This window comes from Streptomyces sp. NPDC001530, assembly GCF_042894545.1.
Taxonomy (GTDB): Bacteria; Actinomycetota; Actinomycetes; order Streptomycetales; family Streptomycetaceae; genus Streptomyces.
This window is the reverse complement of record NZ_JBIAVS010000021.1, coordinates 199,512-216,845: the sequence shown is the minus strand read 5'-3', so window position 1 is coordinate 216,845 and position 17,334 is coordinate 199,512. Positions and strand designations below refer to the sequence as shown.

Here is a 17,334-nt window from a genome sequence, read left to right as displayed (position 1 = left end):
AAGCTGCTGGAAGTGCCGGTCTACGACCGCGACGAGTCGGTGGCCTTCATCCGCCGCCGGGCGCCCCGGCTCAGCGAGGCCGAGGCCGACCAGCTTGCCGAGGCCCTGGAGGACCTGCCGCTGCTGCTCGACCAGACGGTGGGGTGGCTGAATGACTCGGACCTCTCCGTCCGGGAGTACATCGCCCTCCTGGAGGGCGGCATCGACCAGGACGTCGTCAAGGTCTCCGCCGACTTTCCGCTTGCCTTCCAGACGGCGTGGTCAATACTGCTGAACAAGCTTCGCGACACCGTCCCGGAGTCCGTCGACCTGCTGCGCCTGTGCACCTTCTTCGCGCCCGGCTTCATCCCCGTACGCCTTCTGAAGGAGATGCCCCACGACGGATTGCCGCCCGCCCTGACAGAGCTGTTGAGGGACCCGCTGCTGTGGAACAAGGCGATCAACCAGCTCCGCCAGTACTCGGTCGTCCGCCTGGAGTTCTACGAGACGGCCACCGACGAGTCCGCGTCCTCCGGCGAGTCCCTCTACCTGCACCGCATGGTCCACCAGATCGTCCACAGAGACATGCCCGACGACGTCCGCCGCGAGTACGTCGACGTGGTCCGCCGGGCCCTCGCCGCGGCCGATCCAGGGCGTCCCACGGACACCAGGGAATGGCCCGGCTACGCGGAGATCGTTCCGCACCTGAAGTACGCGGACGTGCTGAAGAGCAAGGACCCGGCCGTGCAACGTCTGCTCTTCAACTGTCTTCGGTACATGTACTTCTCGGGCGAGTACGACGCGGGCATCAAGCTCGGCGGACGAGCGCTGGAGGCCTGGCGGACTCTGCTCGGCGAAAGCCACCCCCGTATCTGGGAGCTGACCCACCACTACGCCAACCTGCTGCGCGCAGTGGGCGATTACCAGCGCACCGAGGCCCTCACACGCGCGGCCGTCACGCACCTGCGGGCGGAACGCGGGCCCCAGGACCTGGGCCATCTGCGAGCGGTCGGCGGCCTCGCCGCCGATCTACGGGGCCTGGGCCGCTACGACGAGGCGCTGGCACTCTCCCAGCAACTGGTGGAGACATATCGCGGACTCCTCGGCGAACAGGACTCGCGGACCTTGAGCGCCCAGAACAACTGGGGAGTATCGCTCCGGCTGCTCGGCCGGTACCACGAGGCCCTGGACATCGACCGGCAGACGATGGAGGAACGCCGGATGCTGCTGCGGCAACGGCATCCGTGGACTCTGAGCTCGGAGCTCTCGTTCGCCACGGATCTGCGTCTCCTCGGCCGCTACACCGAGGCCGAGTCGATCCAGACGAAGAACGTGCGCGAGCACGGCCTGGTGATGGGAGCCAACAGCCCGCAGACGCTCCAGGCCCAGCACAGCCTGGCGGTGTGCCACTACCGCAGCGGCGACCGCGCCGCGGCGGGCGCGCTCCTCACCCGTGTGCTGGAACGCGGCGAGCGCGTGCTGGGCGAGACGCACCCGCTGGCACTGATCTTCGCGGGCAGCATGAGCTGCTTCGCGCGGGAGCACGGTGACATCGACCAGGCCCGGGAGCTCGGCGAGTCGGTGGTCGCCCGCTATGAAGTGATGCTTCCGGCCGGCCATCCGTTCGTCGCCGGTGTGCGCGCCAACCTTGCCCTGGTTCTGCGCAGTGTCGGCGAACGGGACCAGGCGCACGTGGTCATCGAACAGTCGCTGGCCGACATGACCGCCGCGGTGAGGGAGAACCATCCCTGGACGCTGGGTTGCGCCATCAACGCCGCCGCGCTGCGCAACCTCGTCGGCGATCCCGAGTCGGCCGCCGCGCTCAGCCAGGACGCGGTCACCCGGGCCACCGAGGTCCTCGGCCGCACGCATCCGCTGACGCTCTCGGCACGCATCGCCCTCGCCGCGGACCTGCGAGCCCTCCGGGACCGACAGCAGGCCGATGAGATCGAGCAGGGCGCGCTGACGGACCTCGCCGCGACGCTGGGCCCCCAGCACGTCCACACCATCTCGGCCCGCTCCCGCAACCGCCCCTACTGGGACTTCGAACCCCAGTCGACCTGAGAATTCGGCACCCGCGCGCTTTCGCGGACTCCCAGAAGTGTGGGGCAAGCACTTTCAAGTTGTCGCGGTACGGCTCGCTCCGGACGTTCACTGCTGAACGGCGGAACACCGCAGTGCCGAAGGGAGATGCTGTGCCGCACGACGATGAGCCGGCCAAGCGGAATGTGGCGCTGGTCGAGCGGATGTATGAGCTCTTCAACACCGGAGACCTGGGCCTTCTGAAGGAAGAAGTCTTCTCGGCGGACCTCGTGTGGACGCTGCCCGGACGCAATCCGGTCGGCGGGGTCAAACACGGGCCGGACGAGGTCATCGCCTTTTTCGGCGGCCTCGTGAACTCGGGAATCAAGGTGGACATCGTTCAGATCGATGCGTGGGGCGACGACACCGTGGTCGAGGTGCACCGCGGATACGGAGAGTCCCGGGGCGCCCGGCTGGACGCGCTGAACTGCACCCACTACCGCATTCGCGACGGGCGTATCGCGGAAGTCCAGGTCTATATGAGCGACCAGTACGCGGCCGACAACTTCTTCTGGGCCGCTTACGACCTGGCCCCCATTCCGGACAGGTGGGCCAAGTAACAGGTCCGGACAGGTGGGCCTATCAGCAGGCCCGCACCGATAGGTCGGAACGCAGACAGGAGAGACACATGCCCATCATCGAGCTGACCCTGGTCGAGGGATTCGCCGACAACGAGCAGAAGTCGGACGTCATCACCCGGCTCGCCGACGTAGTCGTCGATGTCTTCGGTGAGATCACCAAGCCGAACATCTTCTCCCTCATCCGGGAAGTGAAGCCCGGCTCCTGGTCCATCGGCGGCGTCGTCGCGGACGAAGAGATGGTGGCCGGTGGCAAGGCCATCTCCAACCAGCAGATAGCCAACCGCCTCGACGAGGCGCGCGTGATCGCCGCCTACGAGGCGCTGGCGAGCGGCGACCGTGCCGAGATCGACAAGTACTGGGATGCCGAGATGACGTGGCTGGTCCCGGGCGAGGCGCCGGTCTCGGGCCTCAAGCAGGGTCTCGACACCTTCCTCGCCTTCATGGGGGAGGTGGGCGCGCTCGCCGACAACTCCTTCGTCATGGAGCGTTCGCTCACCCTGGTCAAGGGCGACACCAGCGTCGACCTGACGCACAACACCGCCACGCGGGCCGGCGACTCGTCCCGCAAACTCGACATCGACGTGGTGCACGTCATGCGCTGGCGGGACGGCAAGATCGTCGAGGGCCGTGGATCCATCTTCGGTACCGGTACGACGGAGTACAACGAGTTCTTCGCCTGAGCGGTCCGGCCGCGCCCCGTCAGCGGGCGGCCGGACGGTGGGCCGGGAGGGAGACCTTCCGGCCCACCGCTGTGTGTGCGCACGGCCACGGCTGTCTGTGCTCCGCGGGTGCTCAACGGCTCCGCGGGACCACCCGGTGGCCCACCGTGCCGTAGACCCACTGGGCCGTCGATTCGATGAAGTCGAGCGGGAAGCCGCGGCTGAACCCGGTCGGCGCCTCCAGCCTGGCCAACTGCTCGGCGGAGAGCGAGACCCCGGTGGCACCCAGGTTGTCGGTGAGCTGGTCGACGGTACGGACGCCCACGATCGGATGCACGGCCCGGGAACGGGCCCGGGTCCAGGCGATCGCCACCTGGGAGGGCGTGGCGCCCACCTCGTCCGCCACGTCGGCCACCGCCTCCGCCACGGCACGATCGCGCGGACTGAGGTCCTGCGCGGACATCCGGGTCCGGCCCTGCGGCTGCCCGTTCGGCCGCGTGTACTTGCCGGAGAGGGCGCCGCTCGCCAGCGGGCCCCAGCCCGCGACCGACAGCCCCATCGCCTCGGCCATGGGCAGCGACTCGCGCTCGACATCGCGGTTGAGCAGGTTGTACGGCACCTGGATCGCCGAGAAGGGGGTCCAACCGTGCCGCTCCGCCAGCGTGTTGGCGCGCGCCACCACCCAGGCGGGGGTGTCGGAGATGCCGAGGTAGAGGACCTTGCCGGAGCGGACGACGTCGTCGAGGGCGCGCATCGTCTCCTCGATCGGCGTGTTCGGGTCCCAGATGTGCACCCAGTAGAGGTCGATGTAGTCGGTCCGCAGCCGGCGCAGACTGGTTTCCAGCGAGAGTTTCAGATTCTTCCGGTGATTTCCGGAGGCGTTGGGGTCGGACGCGTCGCGGTAGAGCGTGTACTTGGTGGACAGAACGAATCGGTCGCGGTCCTTCCCGAGTAACTCGCCGAGAATTTCCTCGCTCTCCCCCTCCCCGTAATTGACCGCGGTGTCGATGACATTTCCGCCGGCCTCCGCATAGGTTTCGACGATGCGTGCGTATTCCTTGTGCGCGGTGTCGTCGCGGTCCCGCCCGTGGAACGTCATCGCGCCGAGGAACAACTCGGACACTCGCAGCCCCGTCTGCCCCAGCAGCTGGTAGAGCATGTCTGTCCTCCTCTGTAGAACTCGGCCGCATGCTAGGCGGCTGAGCTGCCGCAACCCGCGTAGCGCCGCGCGAGGAGACCGCACTGCGTCAGGTCGCACGGTCCGCGTCAGGCCGCACCGTCCGATGGCCCGGACGGAGTACGCCGACGCGCGCCGCCCGCGACGGCCTCGCGGGCGGGCGTCCTCAGGAAGCACCGCCGACGACTTGACGCAGTTCCCGTCCGGCCGCCGTGACCGGCGATGACCTCGGATTTCCGGTGCTAGCAATAGGAGCGGGCGATATCGCCTTCGTATGCCGGACAACCGGAAGGATGCATAGCATGCGCATCGGCGTATTGGGCACGGGAATGGTCGGAAAGGCCATAGCTACTCGCCTGGTGGAAGTCGGACATGAAGTGCGTCTGGGATCGCGGACGTCGGACAACGAGAGCCTGCTGCAGTGGGTCGAGGAGAACGGTGAGGCGGCGAGCGGCGGTACGTTCGCGGACGCCGCCGCCTTCGGCTCCGTGGTCGTGAACGCCACGCGGGGCATCATCTCGCTCGACGTCCTGGAAGCCGCAGGTGACGAGAACCTGGACGGCAAGATCATTATGGACGTCGCCAACCCGCTGGTCATCACCAGCGAGGTGGAACCGCCCTCGCTCGGCATTCTCAACGACGACAGCCTCGGTGAGCGCATTCAGCGCCGCTTTCCGTCGGCGCGGGTGGTGAAGACGCTCAACACCATGAACTGCGACATCATGGTGAACCCGAAGCTGCTGTCCGGTCACCACAATGTCTTCCTGAGCGGCGACGACCAGTTGGCGAAGGACGAAGTCGCCGCGCTGCTGGGCCAGTTCGGCTGGGGCGAGGACACCATTTTCGACCTCGGCGACATCACGACGGCCCGTGGGCCCGAGATGTTCGTCGCTCTCTATTCCCGGATGTTCCTGAAGATCCGGCACCTGCACTTCAACATCTCGGTCGTCTGGGACCCGAACGTGGAGCCGTTGCTGCCCGAGGGGGTGTAACGGAAGGCGGCCCCGTCCCACCGGGCAGAGTTCAGAATTCGAGGAGCGTATGACAGCCGTGAAATCGGTAATCGACCGGCGCTGGGGTGTCTTCACCCTGCTGGCCATAGCGCAGTTCGTGGTAATCCTGGACATCAGCGTCGTCAACATCGCGCTACCGTCGATGCAAGCCCCGCTGGGGTTCACCCAGGACGGTCTCCAGTGGGTTGTCGACGCCTACATGCTGACATTCGGCGGCTTCCTGCTCCTGGGCGGGCGGGCGGCGGACCTGTTCGGCCGCAAGAGGATCTTCCTGCTCGGCCTGACCCTGTTCGGCCTCGCCTCCTTCGCCTGCGGAATGGCCGACACCAGCGGCCAACTGGTGGCGGCACGCGCGGCGCAGGGCCTGGGCGGTGCGCTGATGTCGCCCGCGGCCCTCTCCCTGGTCGTCGTGACCTTCCCGGAGGACCGGGAGCGCAACCGGGCGATGGGTCTGTGGGGCGCCGTCGCCGCCGCGGGTGGCGCGGCCGGCGTGGTGCTCGGCGGTGTGCTCACCGACGCCCTGGGCTGGGAGTGGGTCTTCTGGATCAACGTGCCCCTCACGCTGGGCGGCGCCCTGGTCGGCCTGCGCCTGCTCACCGAGGCCGAACGCAGCGGGAACGTACGTCACTTCGACGCGCTGGGCGCGATCAGCGTGACGGCCGGACTGTCCGCCCTGATCTACGGATTCGTCCGGATCGGGGAGCACGGCTGGGACGGGCGCGCCGGTATCGCGCTGGCCACCGCGGCGGTGCTGCTCGTCGCCTTCGTGTTCATCGAGCTCAATGTGCCCGAACCCGTGGTCGACTTCAGCATCTTCCGGGTGCGGGGGCTGACCGCCGCGAACGCCATCATGCTGATGTTCTCCGCGGGCGCCGTGGCGATGACCTTCTTCGTCACGATCTATGTGCAACGGGTGCTGAACTACGGTCCGATCGCCGCCGGTCTGTGCTTCCTGCCGATCGCGGTGGGGCAGGTGATCACCTCCCAGGTGGTCGTCGGCCGGCTCATGGGGCGGCTGCACATCTTCACCGTCCTGGTCATCGGACTCGGGCTGACCGCCGCCTCCTTCCTGTGGTTCGCGCAGTTGTCGACGGACGGGTCGTTCCTGAAGAGCATCCTCGGTCCGGGGCTCCTGCTCGCCGTCGGCAGCGGGTTCGCCTTCACGGCGCTCGTGGTGTCGTCCGTGTCGGGCGTCGAGCCGGAGCGTTCCGGCATCGCCGGCGGCATGATCAACATGTGCCAGCAGATCGGTGGCGCGCTGGGGCTGGCCATCCTCGCCTCGGTGGCGACCTGGCGGACGAACCGGATCGCGGACGGGCCGGTGGACGACTCCGCGCTCACCGCCGGATTCCGGCTGGGCTTCCTCGTGGCGGCCGGGCTGATCGTCCTGGGTGCGTTCGTCGGCTGGCTGGCGACGCGTACGCGTCCGGTGACGGCCGCGCAGAGCGCGCCCGCGCGTGAGGTGACGGTGGACGAGCCGCACGCCTCGGGGGCCACGTCGTAGGAAACGCGTGGTCACCTGACTGCCCCCGCCGTCCCGTCCTCCTGGCCGGCGGGGGCACTCCCTTGCCCGGGTGGGGGCTGGGGGGAGTTTTTCGCCCCCTCCGCCCCTGCCCGTCCCGTGCCAGCCTGTCGGCTGCGGGTGGCTGGGGGCTGGTCGCGCAGTTCCCCGCGCCCCTTCAGGGGCGCTGGGGACTGCGCAATCTTTTAGGGGGGTCTGGGGGGCGGAGCCCCCCAGGTACGGGACGGGCAGGGGCGGAGGGGGCGAAAACCCCGTAGGGCCCACCGGCGCATGCGTCCGCACCGGGCGGGACACCTTCGTGTCCGCCCGGTGCGGTGCGGTTCGGCTCGGTGGAGCCCGGGGGCTACTGGGCGTTCGCCCCCAGGGCGCTCACCACGTACTCCAGGGCGCCCATGGCCTTGGCCGTGCCGAGGCCGTCCATGTAGTCGCGCGCGTGGACGATCTGGCCGCCCCGGACGCGCAGGACGAGGATGCTCGGGACGAGGAAGGTCTGCCCGGTCGTGGAGATCGTGCCCTCGAAGAACCGCTCCGCGATGAGGAGTTCGGGATCCTTGCCCGCGTGGACGGCGACCTCGACGACCTTCTCCGTCCGCGCGGGGCTCTGCTCCCAGGCGGCCCGGTACCCGGCCCGGACCTCCTCGCGGCCGTGGTAGTCGGTGACACCGGGGAACAGGAACGGGAACTCGTGTACGGCGTCGACCGCGTACAGGTCGGCCACGGCGTCCGCGTCCGCCTCGACGATCGCTTGGTGGTAGGCCTCCAGGACCTGGCGGGGGCTCAGTTCCGCGCTCGGGGTGTCGGGCATGGCTGGGGATCCTTTCGGTCGGCACACAGTCGGGTTCATCCTTGGCCGGACGTGCCACCGGGAACGGGCTCCCGCACCACAGCGGGTGTACCTCGCCAAGTCGGCGCACACACAGACTGACCTCGGCACCGGCCTCCGGGGAACGCGCACGCGACGGCTCGGCACGAGGCAAATGGCCGATTTACGGAAGTGTTTCCGGCCACTTGCCGATATGGGGCCATCACCTTGCGCACTCCTGGCCCCTTCGAACTCGCGGAACGTAGACATGAGTTCGACGGTTCGCGGACCGAACCGAACGAGAGGACATCCCCATGAGCAAGCGAATCCTCGTCGTCCTGTCCGAATACGGGTACTGGGGCGAAGAGTTGATCGGCCCTCTGGAGACCTTCGACAAGGCCGGGTACCACATCAGCTTCGCCACGCCGACCGGAAAGCGTCCCGTGGCCCTGCCGCCGAGCATGGACCCCGACTACATCGACCCGCCCCTCGGCCGCTCGGTCACCACGCCCGAGATGGCCGACAAGGTCCGGGCGATCGACACCTCGGCCCGCCTCGACGACCCGCTCGACCTGTCGTCCTGGCTGCCCGACCGGCCCTACCGCAGCAAGCCGTACTTCCTCCGGGACTGGGAGGCGTACAACACCCGCCTGGAGCAGATCCGCGAGCAGATCGCGAGCCGCTACGACGCGCTGCTCATAGTCGGTGGCAGCGGCCCGATCGTGGACCTCGCCAACAACTGGCGGGTGCACGACCTGATCCTCGCCTTCTACGCGCTGGACCTGCCGATCGCCGCCGAGTGCTACGGGGTGACCGCGCTGGCCTTCGCCCGCGACCAGGAGGACCGCGTCTCCATCATCCGCGGCAAGCACGTCACCGGACACTGCATCGAGTACGACTACAAGGACGGCACCGGCTTCATGGGCACCGACTTCGTGATCGGCCCGCCGCCGTACCCGCTGGAGTACATCCTGCGCGACGCGACCGGCCCGGACGGTGCCTTCCACGGCAACTTCGGCAAGACGACGTCCGTCATCGTCGACTACCCGTTCATCACCGGCCGCTCGACCCCCGACTCCTACCTCACCGGCGAGAAGGTCGTCGAGGTGCTGGAGAACGGCCTGCGGCAGTGGGGCTTCAAGGCCACCAGCTGACGTATCGGGCACAGCAGTTCCGAACGAGAGGTGGACGCATCATGGTCAGCAGGCCCGCGCGGGTCGCGATCCTGGAACAGCTGCGGGCCGACGGGGTCCGGTACATGTTCGGCAACCCCGGCACGGTCGAGCAGGGTTTTCTCGACGAGTTGCGCAATTTCCCAGAGCTCGAATACGTCCTCGCGCTGCAGGAGGCCACCGCCGTGGGCATGGCGGACGGCTACGCGCGGGCCACCCGCACGCCCACCGTCTGCCAGCTGCACACCGGTGTCGGCCTCGGCAACGGCATCGGCATGCTCTACCAGGCCCTGCGCGGCCACGCCCCGCTGGTGGTGATCGCCGGTGAGGCGGGCCTGCGCTACGAGGCCATGGAAGCGCAGATGGCCGCCGACCTGGTCGGCATGGCGAAGCCGGTCACCAAGTGGGCCACCCGGGTGGTGGACCCCGAGTCCACGCTGCGGATCCTGCGCCGCGCGTTCAAGGTGGCGGCGACGCCCCCGTACGGCCCCGTCCTGGTGGTGCTGCCGGCCGACGTGATGGACCGGGACACCGCCGAGGCGGCCGTGCCGACGTCGTACCCCGTCACGCAGAGCACGCCCGACGCGGAGGCGCTCGACCGGGCGGCACGGCTCCTCGCCACCGCCGATCGCCCGCTCGTCATCGCCGGGGACGGCGTCCACTTCGCCCAAGCCGCGGAGGAGCTTGGGCGGCTGGCCGAGGTGTGGGGTGCCGAGGTGTGGGGCGCGGACTGGGCCGAGGTCAACCTTCCGGCCCAGCACCCGGCGTACGCGGGCCAGTTGGGCCATATGTTCGGCGAGTCCAGCCGGCGCGTCACCGGGGCGGCCGATGCCGTGCTCATCGTGGGCACGTACGCGCTGCCCGAGGTCTATCCGGTCCTCGACGGTGTCTTCGCCGAGGGCGCCCCGGTCGTCCACATCGACCTGGACACCGACGCCATCGCCAAGAACTTCCCCGTCGACCTGGGCCTCGTGGCCGACCCCCGACGGGCGCTCGCCGGACTCACCCGCGCACTCCAGGCGCGGATGAGCGAGGAGAGCCAGGTCCGCGCGGCCGAGTGGCTGCAGCGCAGGTCCGCCGAGCGGGCGGCGCAGATCGCGGCCGCCGGGCAGGTGGAGGAGTCGGAGCCGGCCCCCGACGCCCTGCCGACCACGGCCTTCCTGCGGGAGCTCGCGCGTCAACTCCCCGAGGACGCCGTGGTGTTCGACGAGGCGCTGACCGCTTCACCGGACGTCTCGCGGCATCTGCCGCCGAACCGTCCCGGCCACTGGTTCCAGACCCGCGGCGGCTCCCTGGGCGTGGGCATCCCCGGCGCGCTCGGCGTACAGCTCGCGTTCCCGGACCGTACGGTCGTGGGATTCACCGGCGACGGCGGGTCCATGTACACCATCCAGGCGCTGTGGACCGCGGCCCGCCACGGCATCGGCGCCAAGTTCGTCATCTGCAACAACAGCAGCTACAAGCTCCTCGAACTCAACATCGAGGAGTACTGGAAGACGCAGGACATCGCCGCCCACGAGCAGCCGGAGATCTTCGACCTGTCGACCCCCGCGATCGACTTCGTCGGCCTCGCCCGCTCACTCGGCGTACCGGCCGTGCGCGTCGAGAAGCCCGACCAGGCGGCCGCCGCGGTCGCCGAGGCGCTGAGCACCGAAGGTCCGTTCCTGATCGACCTGGTCACCGGTAGGGGGAGGGAATAGCCGTGCGGCTTTCCGGCCACAAGATCGCCGTCCTGATGGAGAGCGACTTCTACGAGCCCGAGATTCTCTACTACCAGTTCCGCTTCCCGGAGGAGGGCGCCGAGGTCCACTTCCTCTCCCGGCTCTGGGGGCAGGACACCATGACCTTCCAAGGACACGAGCACCGGATGCCCTTCGAAGTGTCCGAGTCCTTCGAGGACATCGACGAGTTCGCCCTCAAGGAGTTCTCCGCCGTGATCGTCCCCTCCGGGATGGTCTCCGACCGGCTCCGCTACACCGAGGACCCGGACAAGCTGCCGCCCGCGTCGGCGTTCCTGCGCCGCGCCTTCCAGGACCCGGCCATCGTCAAGGGCATCATCTGCCACGGCATGTGGCTGACCGCGCCGCTGCCCTCGCTGGTGCGCGGACGGCGCGCGGTCGTCCACAACAACCTGCTCGGCGATCTGCGCAACATGGGCGGCGAGTACGTCGACGAGGACGTCGTCGTCCACGACGACCTCGTCACCGCGCGCACCGGCCAGCACTGCCACCTGTTCGCCCGCACGATCATCGACCTCATCGCGAGCAAGGAGAGGCCGGCCGTCCCAGGACGCCGGGCACCGGTGAGGAGCGGCTCATGACCGCCGTCGTGCCGTCGCGGGCCCACCCGACGACGGAGGAGCGCATCCCCATCCGGGACATCCGCCCCCAGGTGCGCGGCGGCGAGGTGCCCGCCAAGGCGGTGCGCGGCGAGACCCTCACGATCAGCGCCACCGTCTTCCGCGAGGGCGCCGGAGAGGTCGGCGCCAATGTGGTCCTGTACGACCCGTCCGGCCGCCGGGGCCCCTGGACCCCGATGGCCCTCGTCGACGCCGACGCCGACCGCTGGGAGGCCACGGTCGTCGTCGGGCCGGGCCGTCCCGGTCTGTGGACGTTCACCGTCGAGGCCTGGGCCGACCCGGTCGCCACCTGGCGCCGCGACGCACACCTCAGGATTCCCGCCGGGGTCGATGTCGAGCTGACGCTCGCGGAGGGGGCCCTGCTGCACGACCGGGCCGCCCTCGGCATCCCGGACAAGGACCGCCGGGAGGCGGTGACGGCAGTGGCCGGGGCGCTCCGCGACGAAGCGAGCCCCTCCCCCCGCCGGCTCGAAGCGACCACCGGCCGTGCGGTGGTCGCCGCGCTGGAACGCCATCCACTGCGTGAACTGGTCACCGTCTCCCGGCCGTTGCCCCTGCTCGTCGAGCGGCGCCGCGCGCTCGTCGGCTCCTGGTACGAGATGTTCCCGCGCTCGGAGGGCGCGGTACTGCGGCCCGGTGAGCCGCCGGTGAGCGGCACCTTCGAGTCGGCCGCGCGGCGGCTGCCCGCCATCGCCGCGATGGGCTTCGACGTGGTGTACCTGCCACCGGTGCACCCCATCGGGCACACCCACCGCAAGGGCCCGGACAACACGCTCACCGCCGGGCCCCACGACGTGGGTTCCCCCTGGGCCATCGGCTCGGCGGACGGCGGGCACGACGCCGTGCACCCGGACCTCGGCACCCTGGACGACTTCCGCCGGTTCGTCACCAGGGCGGGGGAGCTGGGCCTGGAAATCGCCCTGGACTTCGCGCTCCAGTGCTCGCCCGACCATCCCTGGCTGACCGAGCACCCCGAGTGGTTCACCCAGCGCGCGGACGGCACCCTCGCCACCGCCGAGAACCCGCCGAAGAAGTACCAGGACATCCATCCCCTCTCCTTCGACACCGACTTCGAGGGGCTGGTCGAGGAGACCCTGCGGCTGCTGCGCCACTGGATGGACCTGGGCGTGCGCATCTTCCGCGTCGACAACCCGCACACCAAACCGGTCGCCTTCTGGGAACGGGTCATCGGCGACATCGGCCTCACCGACCCCGACGTGATCTTCCTGTCCGAGGCGTTCACCCGCCGGGCCATGGTGCACGCCCTCGCCCAGGCCGGCTTCCAGCAGTCGTACACCTACTTCACCTGGAAGAACGACAAGCGCGAGCTGACCGAGTACGCGAGCGAACTCGCCGTGAAGAGCGCCGACTTCCTGCGCCCCAACCTGTTCGTCAACACCCCGGACATCCTGCACGACTACCTCCAGCACGGCGGCCGGCCCGCCTTCGAGACACGGGCCGTGCTCGCCGCGACCCTCGCGCCCACCTGGGGGGTCTACGCCGGGTACGAGCTGTGCGAGAACGACGTCCTGGCGGCGGGCACCGAGGACTACCGCCACTCCGAGAAGTACGAGCTGCGGCCCCGCGACTGGTCGGCGGCCGAGGCCGAGGGCCGCACCATCGCCCCACTGATCACCCGCCTCAACCAGCTGCGCCGCGCCCACCCGGCCGTCCAGGAACTGCGCAACCTGCGCTTCCATCATGCCGACCACGACCACGTGCTCGCCTACTCCAAGCAGTTGGTACGTCCCGACGGGTCCGCCGACACCGTCCTCGCGGTCGTCAATCTGGACCCGCACCACACGAGCGAGGCGACGGTCTTCTTCGACCTGGCCGCGCTCGGCCTGCCCGAGGACGGCTCGCTGAAGGTGCGGGACGAACTCACGGGCGAGATCCACGCCTGGGGTCCCCAGACCTACGTACGACTGGAACCCGGGGTGGCGCCCGCGCACCTGCTGGTTCCGCTCGGCTCCGGGGAGGCGTCATGACTGTCAGCGTCAGCGCCGGCGTCGCCGTCGCGGAGCCCGTGCTCGAACCCCTGCTGCCGGTGCTGGCCCCCTGGCTGGAGACCCGGCGCTGGTTCAGCGCCGGGGGCGGCCCCCTGGACGACATCCGGCCGGTCGTGGTCTCGGTCGTCCACGACGACGCGCCCGTCCTGGTGCACGCCGTGCTCCGCACCCGGCACCGGGACGGCACCGAGCAGCTGTACCAGCTCTTCCTCGGCCTCTGCCCCGAGCTGCCGGCGCGGCTCGCGGGCGCGGCCATCGCCACCGTGCCCGAGGGGCGCCGGCAGGGCTGGACGGTGTACGAGGCGACGGAGGACCCCGCGCTGATGGGGGTGCTGCTGCGCTCGCTGGCCGCACGCGACCGGCGCGGCGGCCCGCGCCTGGAGCTCACGTCCGCGCATCCGCTGCCCGTCGGTCTGGTACCGCGGCTGCTGAGCGCCGACCAGAGCAACAGCGCGGTGGTGTACGGGGACCGGCTGCTGTTCAAGATCTACCGGCGCCCCGAGCCCGGACCGCACCTGGAGGTGGAGGCCCTGCGCGCCCTCACCGAGCGGCACTGCACCCGCACGCCAGAACTGCACGGGACGCTGTACACCGACGCCCCCGGCGGCGAGGGTCTGGTGCTGGGCCTCTTCGAGGAGTTCCTGCCCGTCGCGGCGGACGGCTGGGAGACCGCCGTACGGCAGGCGAGCGACAGCATCGACGGAACGGGCACCACGGTTCCCGCGACCGGCGGCTTCACCGCGCAGGCGCGTGCCCTCGGCGGCGCCGTCGCCGAGGTGCACACGCTGCTCGCCGACGCCTTCCCACGGATCCGGGTCACGCCCGAGGAAGTGGCCGAAGAGGCGCGGCTGATGAACCGCCGGCTCAAACTGGCCGCCGTCGAAGTGCCCGCCCTCGACCGCTACCGCGGCCGCATCGGCGCGCTCTACGACGACTACGCACGCCACGCCGGACGCGGCTGCCCCGTCTTCGCCCAACGCGTCCACGGCGACCTCCACCTGGGGCAGGCGCTGCCTACGCCGGACGGATGGCGCCTGATCGACTTCGAGGGTGAGCCGGACCGCTCCGCCGCCGAACGCGCCGGTCCCCAGTCCGTCCTGCGCGACGTCGCGGGCATGCTGCGCTCCTTCGACTACGCCGCGCGGACCGGGCTCGCCGCCGTGCGGAAACGGTCCGCCGGCCCGGCTCCCGGGCTCCGCCTGCGGCACCTCCGGCGCGCGGACGCCTGGACGGTCCGCAACCGCCGGGCGTTCATCGCCGGGTACGCCGAGGCCGGGGGCACCGATCCGCGCTGCCAACCCGTGCCCCTGCGGGCCTTCGAGGCGGACAAGGCGGTGTACGAGGCCGTGTACGAGTCCCGGCACCGCCCCGACTGGCTCGGCATCCCGCTGACGGCGGTGCATCGACTGGCGGGCGTACGGGGCGGCTGAGTGGTGCGCCCCGCCAGGGACGCGGGGAACGGCGCGACCAGCCCCCACCCACCCGCAGCCGAAGAACGACCCCGGGGTCTGGGGCGGAGCCCCAGGGACGATGGGGGTCCCCCCTGCTCGAGCGAAGCCGAGAGCTTGGGGGAGGGCAGGGGCGGAGGGGGCGAAAAGCCACCCCACCCGCACCGCCCCGTATAACCCCAGCCCCCAGCCCCAGCCCCCCACCCACACCCGAGAGGACCCCCACCCTTGCTGCAGACACGGCACGTCGACACGCTCGCCGCCGGGCCCGGGCCCGGACTCCCGGACCCCCGGCTGGCCGAAGCCGAGCTCGACCGGCTGGTCGCCGGCGCGCACCACGCCCCGCACGCGGTGCTCGGCGCCCACCGGGCGGAGGACGGCTCCGGAGTCGTCGTACGCGTGCTCCGTCCGCTCGCGCGCGCCGTCACCGTGGTGACGGACGAGGGCACCCGGGTCGAACTGGCCCACCAGGAGGCGGGGTTGTTCACCGGAGCGCTGCCGGTCGACGAGGTCCCCGGGTACCGCCTGCTCGTGACCTACGAGGAGCGGGAGGAGGTGCACGAGGACGGCTACCGGTTCCTGCCCACCCTCGGCGAACTCGACCTCCACCTGATCTCCGAGGGACGCCACGAGGAGCTGTGGCGGGTGCTCGGCGCACGCGTACTGACCCTCGACGGCGTCACGGGCACCGCCTTCGCCGTGTGGGCCCCGCACGCCCAAGGAGTGCGCGTCATCGGCGACTTCAACGGCTGGAACGGCGTCGCGCATCCCCTGCGCTCGCTCGGATCCAGCGGGATCTGGGAGCTGTTCGTGCCGGGGGTGGGCGCCGGCACCCGCTACAAGTACGAGATCCGCACCCGCGACGGCCGCCTCGTCCAGAAGGCCGACCCGCTGGCCCGCGCCGCCGAGTGCCCGCCTGCCACGGCGTCCGTCGTCCATACCTCGACGTACACGTGGACGGACGAGGAGTGGATGGCGAGCCGCGGCGGTCAGGACTGCCGGTCGACCCCGATGTCCGTGTACGAGGTGCACCTGCCGTCGTGGCGCCCCGGCCTCTCCTATCGGCAGCTCGCCGTGGAACTTCCCGATTATGTACGGGACTTGGGATTCACTCATGTCGAGTTCATGCCGGTGATGGAGCATCCTTTCGGTGGCTCCTGGGGATATCAGGTGTCCGGGTTCTATGCCCCCACCGCCCGATTGGGAGATCCCGACGACTTTCGGCATCTGGTGGATTCCCTGCACGCCGCCGGGATCGGTGTCATCGCCGACTGGGTTCCGGCGCATTTCCCCCGGGACGACTTCGCGCTCGCCCGCTTCGACGGGGAGAATCTCTACGAACCGGCCGACCCGCGGCGCGCCAACCATCCGGACTGGGGGACCCTCGAATTCGACTACGGCCGCAGAGAGGTTCGTAATTTCCTGGTGGCCAACGCGGTTCACTGGTGCACCGAGTTCCACATCGACGCGCTGCGCGTGGACGCGGTGGCCTCCATGCTCTACCTCGACTACTCGCGTCCGGAGGGGGGCTGGAGCCCGAACGAGCGAGGTGGGAGGGAGAACCTGGCCGCCGTCGCCTTCCTTCAGGAGCTGACCGACACCGTCCGCCGCAGGGTGCCGGGCGCCCTCACCATCGCCGAGGAGTCCACCGCATGGCCGGGTGTGACCCGGCCCACTTTCGAGGTCGGCCCGGATGGGTTCGGCGGACTCGGCTTCGACTTGAAGTGGAACCTCGGCTGGATGCACGACACGCTCGACTACTTTGAGCGCGACCCGGTGCATCGCGTCTATCACCACGACGACATGACGTTCGCCATGGTCTATGCCTATAGCGAGAAGTACCTGCTCCCTCTCTCCCATGACGAAGTCGTCCACGGCAAACGAGCCATGGTGGCCAAAATGCCAGGGGACTGGTGGCAGCGGCGGGCGAATCTGCGGGCCTGTCTGGCATTCATGTGGGCCCACCCCGGAAAGCAACTCCTCTTTATGGGACAGGAGTTCGGACAGGGCGCGGAGTTCGACCACGACGCGGGCCCGCAATGGTGGGTACTGGACGAGGGCTGGCCCGCGCACGAAGACCACCGGGGCATACGCTCCCTGGTCCGCGACCTCAACCGGATCTACACGGCGACCCCCGCCCTGTGGGAACTCGACACCTCACCGGCCGGCTTCGCCTGGATCGACGGCTCGCACGCCGAGGCCAACGTCCTGTCGTTCGTGCGCTACGACGCCGAAGGGCGCCCGCTGGTGGCCGTCTGCAACTTCTCGCCGGTCGTCCGCACCGGATACCGCGTCGGACTGCCGGCCGCGGGCGCCTGGCGGGAGGTCCTCAACAGCGACGCCGCCGCGTACGGCGGCAGCAACGTACGCAACGGCGGAGTGATCCGGCCGGAGCCGACGGCCTGGCACGGGCACGCGCAGAGCGCGGTGCTCACCCTGCCGCCGCTGGCGGTGTGCTGGCTCCGGCCCGCCTTCCCGGGAGAAGGCGGGGGAGCGGCTCGTGAGGAGTGACGTGAGAGATGTTCCGGACG

The 17,334-nt window shown here is 70.0% G+C and carries 13 protein-coding genes; 11 read left to right on the top strand and 2 right to left on the bottom strand.

Annotated elements, in window-relative coordinates; all coding sequences use genetic code 11:
• The 3 genes from fxsT to ACFY0T_RS37240 all read left to right on the top strand — a co-directional run.
• The coding region (fxsT, locus tag ACFY0T_RS37250) for an FxSxx-COOH system tetratricopeptide repeat protein (RefSeq protein ID WP_388881145.1) at nucleotides 1-2,043 on the top strand (2,043 nt) is incomplete at its 5' end.
• Between the two features lie 131 nt (nucleotides 2,044-2,174).
• A complete protein-coding gene (locus ACFY0T_RS37245; RefSeq protein ID WP_388881142.1) occupies nucleotides 2,175-2,621 on the top strand; it encodes a nuclear transport factor 2 family protein in 447 nt (148 codons plus the stop codon).
• 68 nt (nucleotides 2,622-2,689) lie between these two features.
• The gene (locus ACFY0T_RS37240; protein WP_388881140.1) at nucleotides 2,690-3,322 is read left to right on the top strand and encodes a nuclear transport factor 2 family protein; all 633 of its coding nucleotides are present in this window, start codon (nucleotides 2,690-2,692) and stop codon (nucleotides 3,320-3,322) included.
• 112 nt (nucleotides 3,323-3,434) lie between these two features.
• Here the strand turns inward: ACFY0T_RS37240 and ACFY0T_RS37235 are convergent, their stop codons facing one another.
• Nucleotides 3,435-4,460: an aldo/keto reductase gene (locus ACFY0T_RS37235; RefSeq protein ID WP_388881137.1), complete on the bottom strand. Its 1,026-nt coding sequence runs from the start codon at nucleotides 4,458-4,460 to the stop codon at nucleotides 3,435-3,437.
• A 320-nt stretch (nucleotides 4,461-4,780) separates the two neighbouring features.
• On the opposite strand from ACFY0T_RS37235, the gene ACFY0T_RS37230 reads away from it, so the two are divergent.
• On the top strand, nucleotides 4,781-5,470 hold the full coding sequence (locus tag ACFY0T_RS37230; protein WP_388881134.1) for an NADPH-dependent F420 reductase: 690 nt from the start codon (nucleotides 4,781-4,783) through the stop codon (nucleotides 5,468-5,470).
• 58 nt (nucleotides 5,471-5,528) lie between these two features.
• The gene (locus ACFY0T_RS37225) at nucleotides 5,529-6,995 is read left to right on the top strand and encodes an MFS transporter (RefSeq protein WP_388881131.1); all 1,467 of its coding nucleotides are present in this window, start codon (nucleotides 5,529-5,531) and stop codon (nucleotides 6,993-6,995) included.
• 361 nt (nucleotides 6,996-7,356) lie between these two features.
• Here ACFY0T_RS37225 and ACFY0T_RS37220 read toward each other — a convergent pair whose 3' ends face one another.
• Nucleotides 7,357-7,818, bottom strand: a complete 462-nt coding sequence (locus ACFY0T_RS37220) for a nuclear transport factor 2 family protein (RefSeq protein ID WP_388881128.1) — start codon at nucleotides 7,816-7,818, stop codon at nucleotides 7,357-7,359.
• Nucleotides 7,819-8,129: 311 nt separating this feature from the next.
• Between ACFY0T_RS37220 and ACFY0T_RS37215 the strand changes: the two genes are divergently transcribed.
• The 6 genes from ACFY0T_RS37215 to glgB all read left to right on the top strand — a co-directional run bounded on the left by ACFY0T_RS37215 (nucleotide 8,130) and on the right by glgB (nucleotide 17,314).
• Entirely contained in the window at nucleotides 8,130-8,969 is an 840-nt protein-coding gene (locus ACFY0T_RS37215) for a type 1 glutamine amidotransferase domain-containing protein (protein WP_388881126.1), read from the top strand.
• Between the two features lie 41 nt (nucleotides 8,970-9,010).
• Nucleotides 9,011-10,687, top strand: coding sequence for a thiamine pyrophosphate-binding protein (locus ACFY0T_RS37210; RefSeq protein ID WP_388881123.1), 1,677 nt, complete (start codon nucleotides 9,011-9,013; stop codon nucleotides 10,685-10,687).
• A gap of 2 nt (nucleotides 10,688-10,689) precedes the next feature.
• Nucleotides 10,690-11,307: a DJ-1/PfpI family protein gene (locus ACFY0T_RS37205; RefSeq protein ID WP_388881119.1), complete on the top strand. Its 618-nt coding sequence runs from the start codon at nucleotides 10,690-10,692 to the stop codon at nucleotides 11,305-11,307.
• The gene (locus ACFY0T_RS37200; RefSeq protein ID WP_388881116.1) at nucleotides 11,304-13,334 is read left to right on the top strand and encodes a maltotransferase domain-containing protein; all 2,031 of its coding nucleotides are present in this window, start codon (nucleotides 11,304-11,306) and stop codon (nucleotides 13,332-13,334) included. Before ACFY0T_RS37205 ends, ACFY0T_RS37200 begins: the two co-directional genes overlap by 4 nt.
• Entirely contained in the window at nucleotides 13,331-14,785 is a 1,455-nt protein-coding gene (locus ACFY0T_RS37195) for a hypothetical protein (protein ID WP_388881113.1), read from the top strand. Before ACFY0T_RS37200 ends, ACFY0T_RS37195 begins: the two co-directional genes overlap by 4 nt.
• Nucleotides 14,786-15,031: 246 nt before the next feature.
• Entirely contained in the window at nucleotides 15,032-17,314 is a 2,283-nt protein-coding gene (glgB, locus tag ACFY0T_RS37190) for a 1,4-alpha-glucan branching protein GlgB (protein ID WP_388881110.1), read from the top strand.
• Nucleotides 17,315-17,334 lie beyond the last annotated feature (20 nt).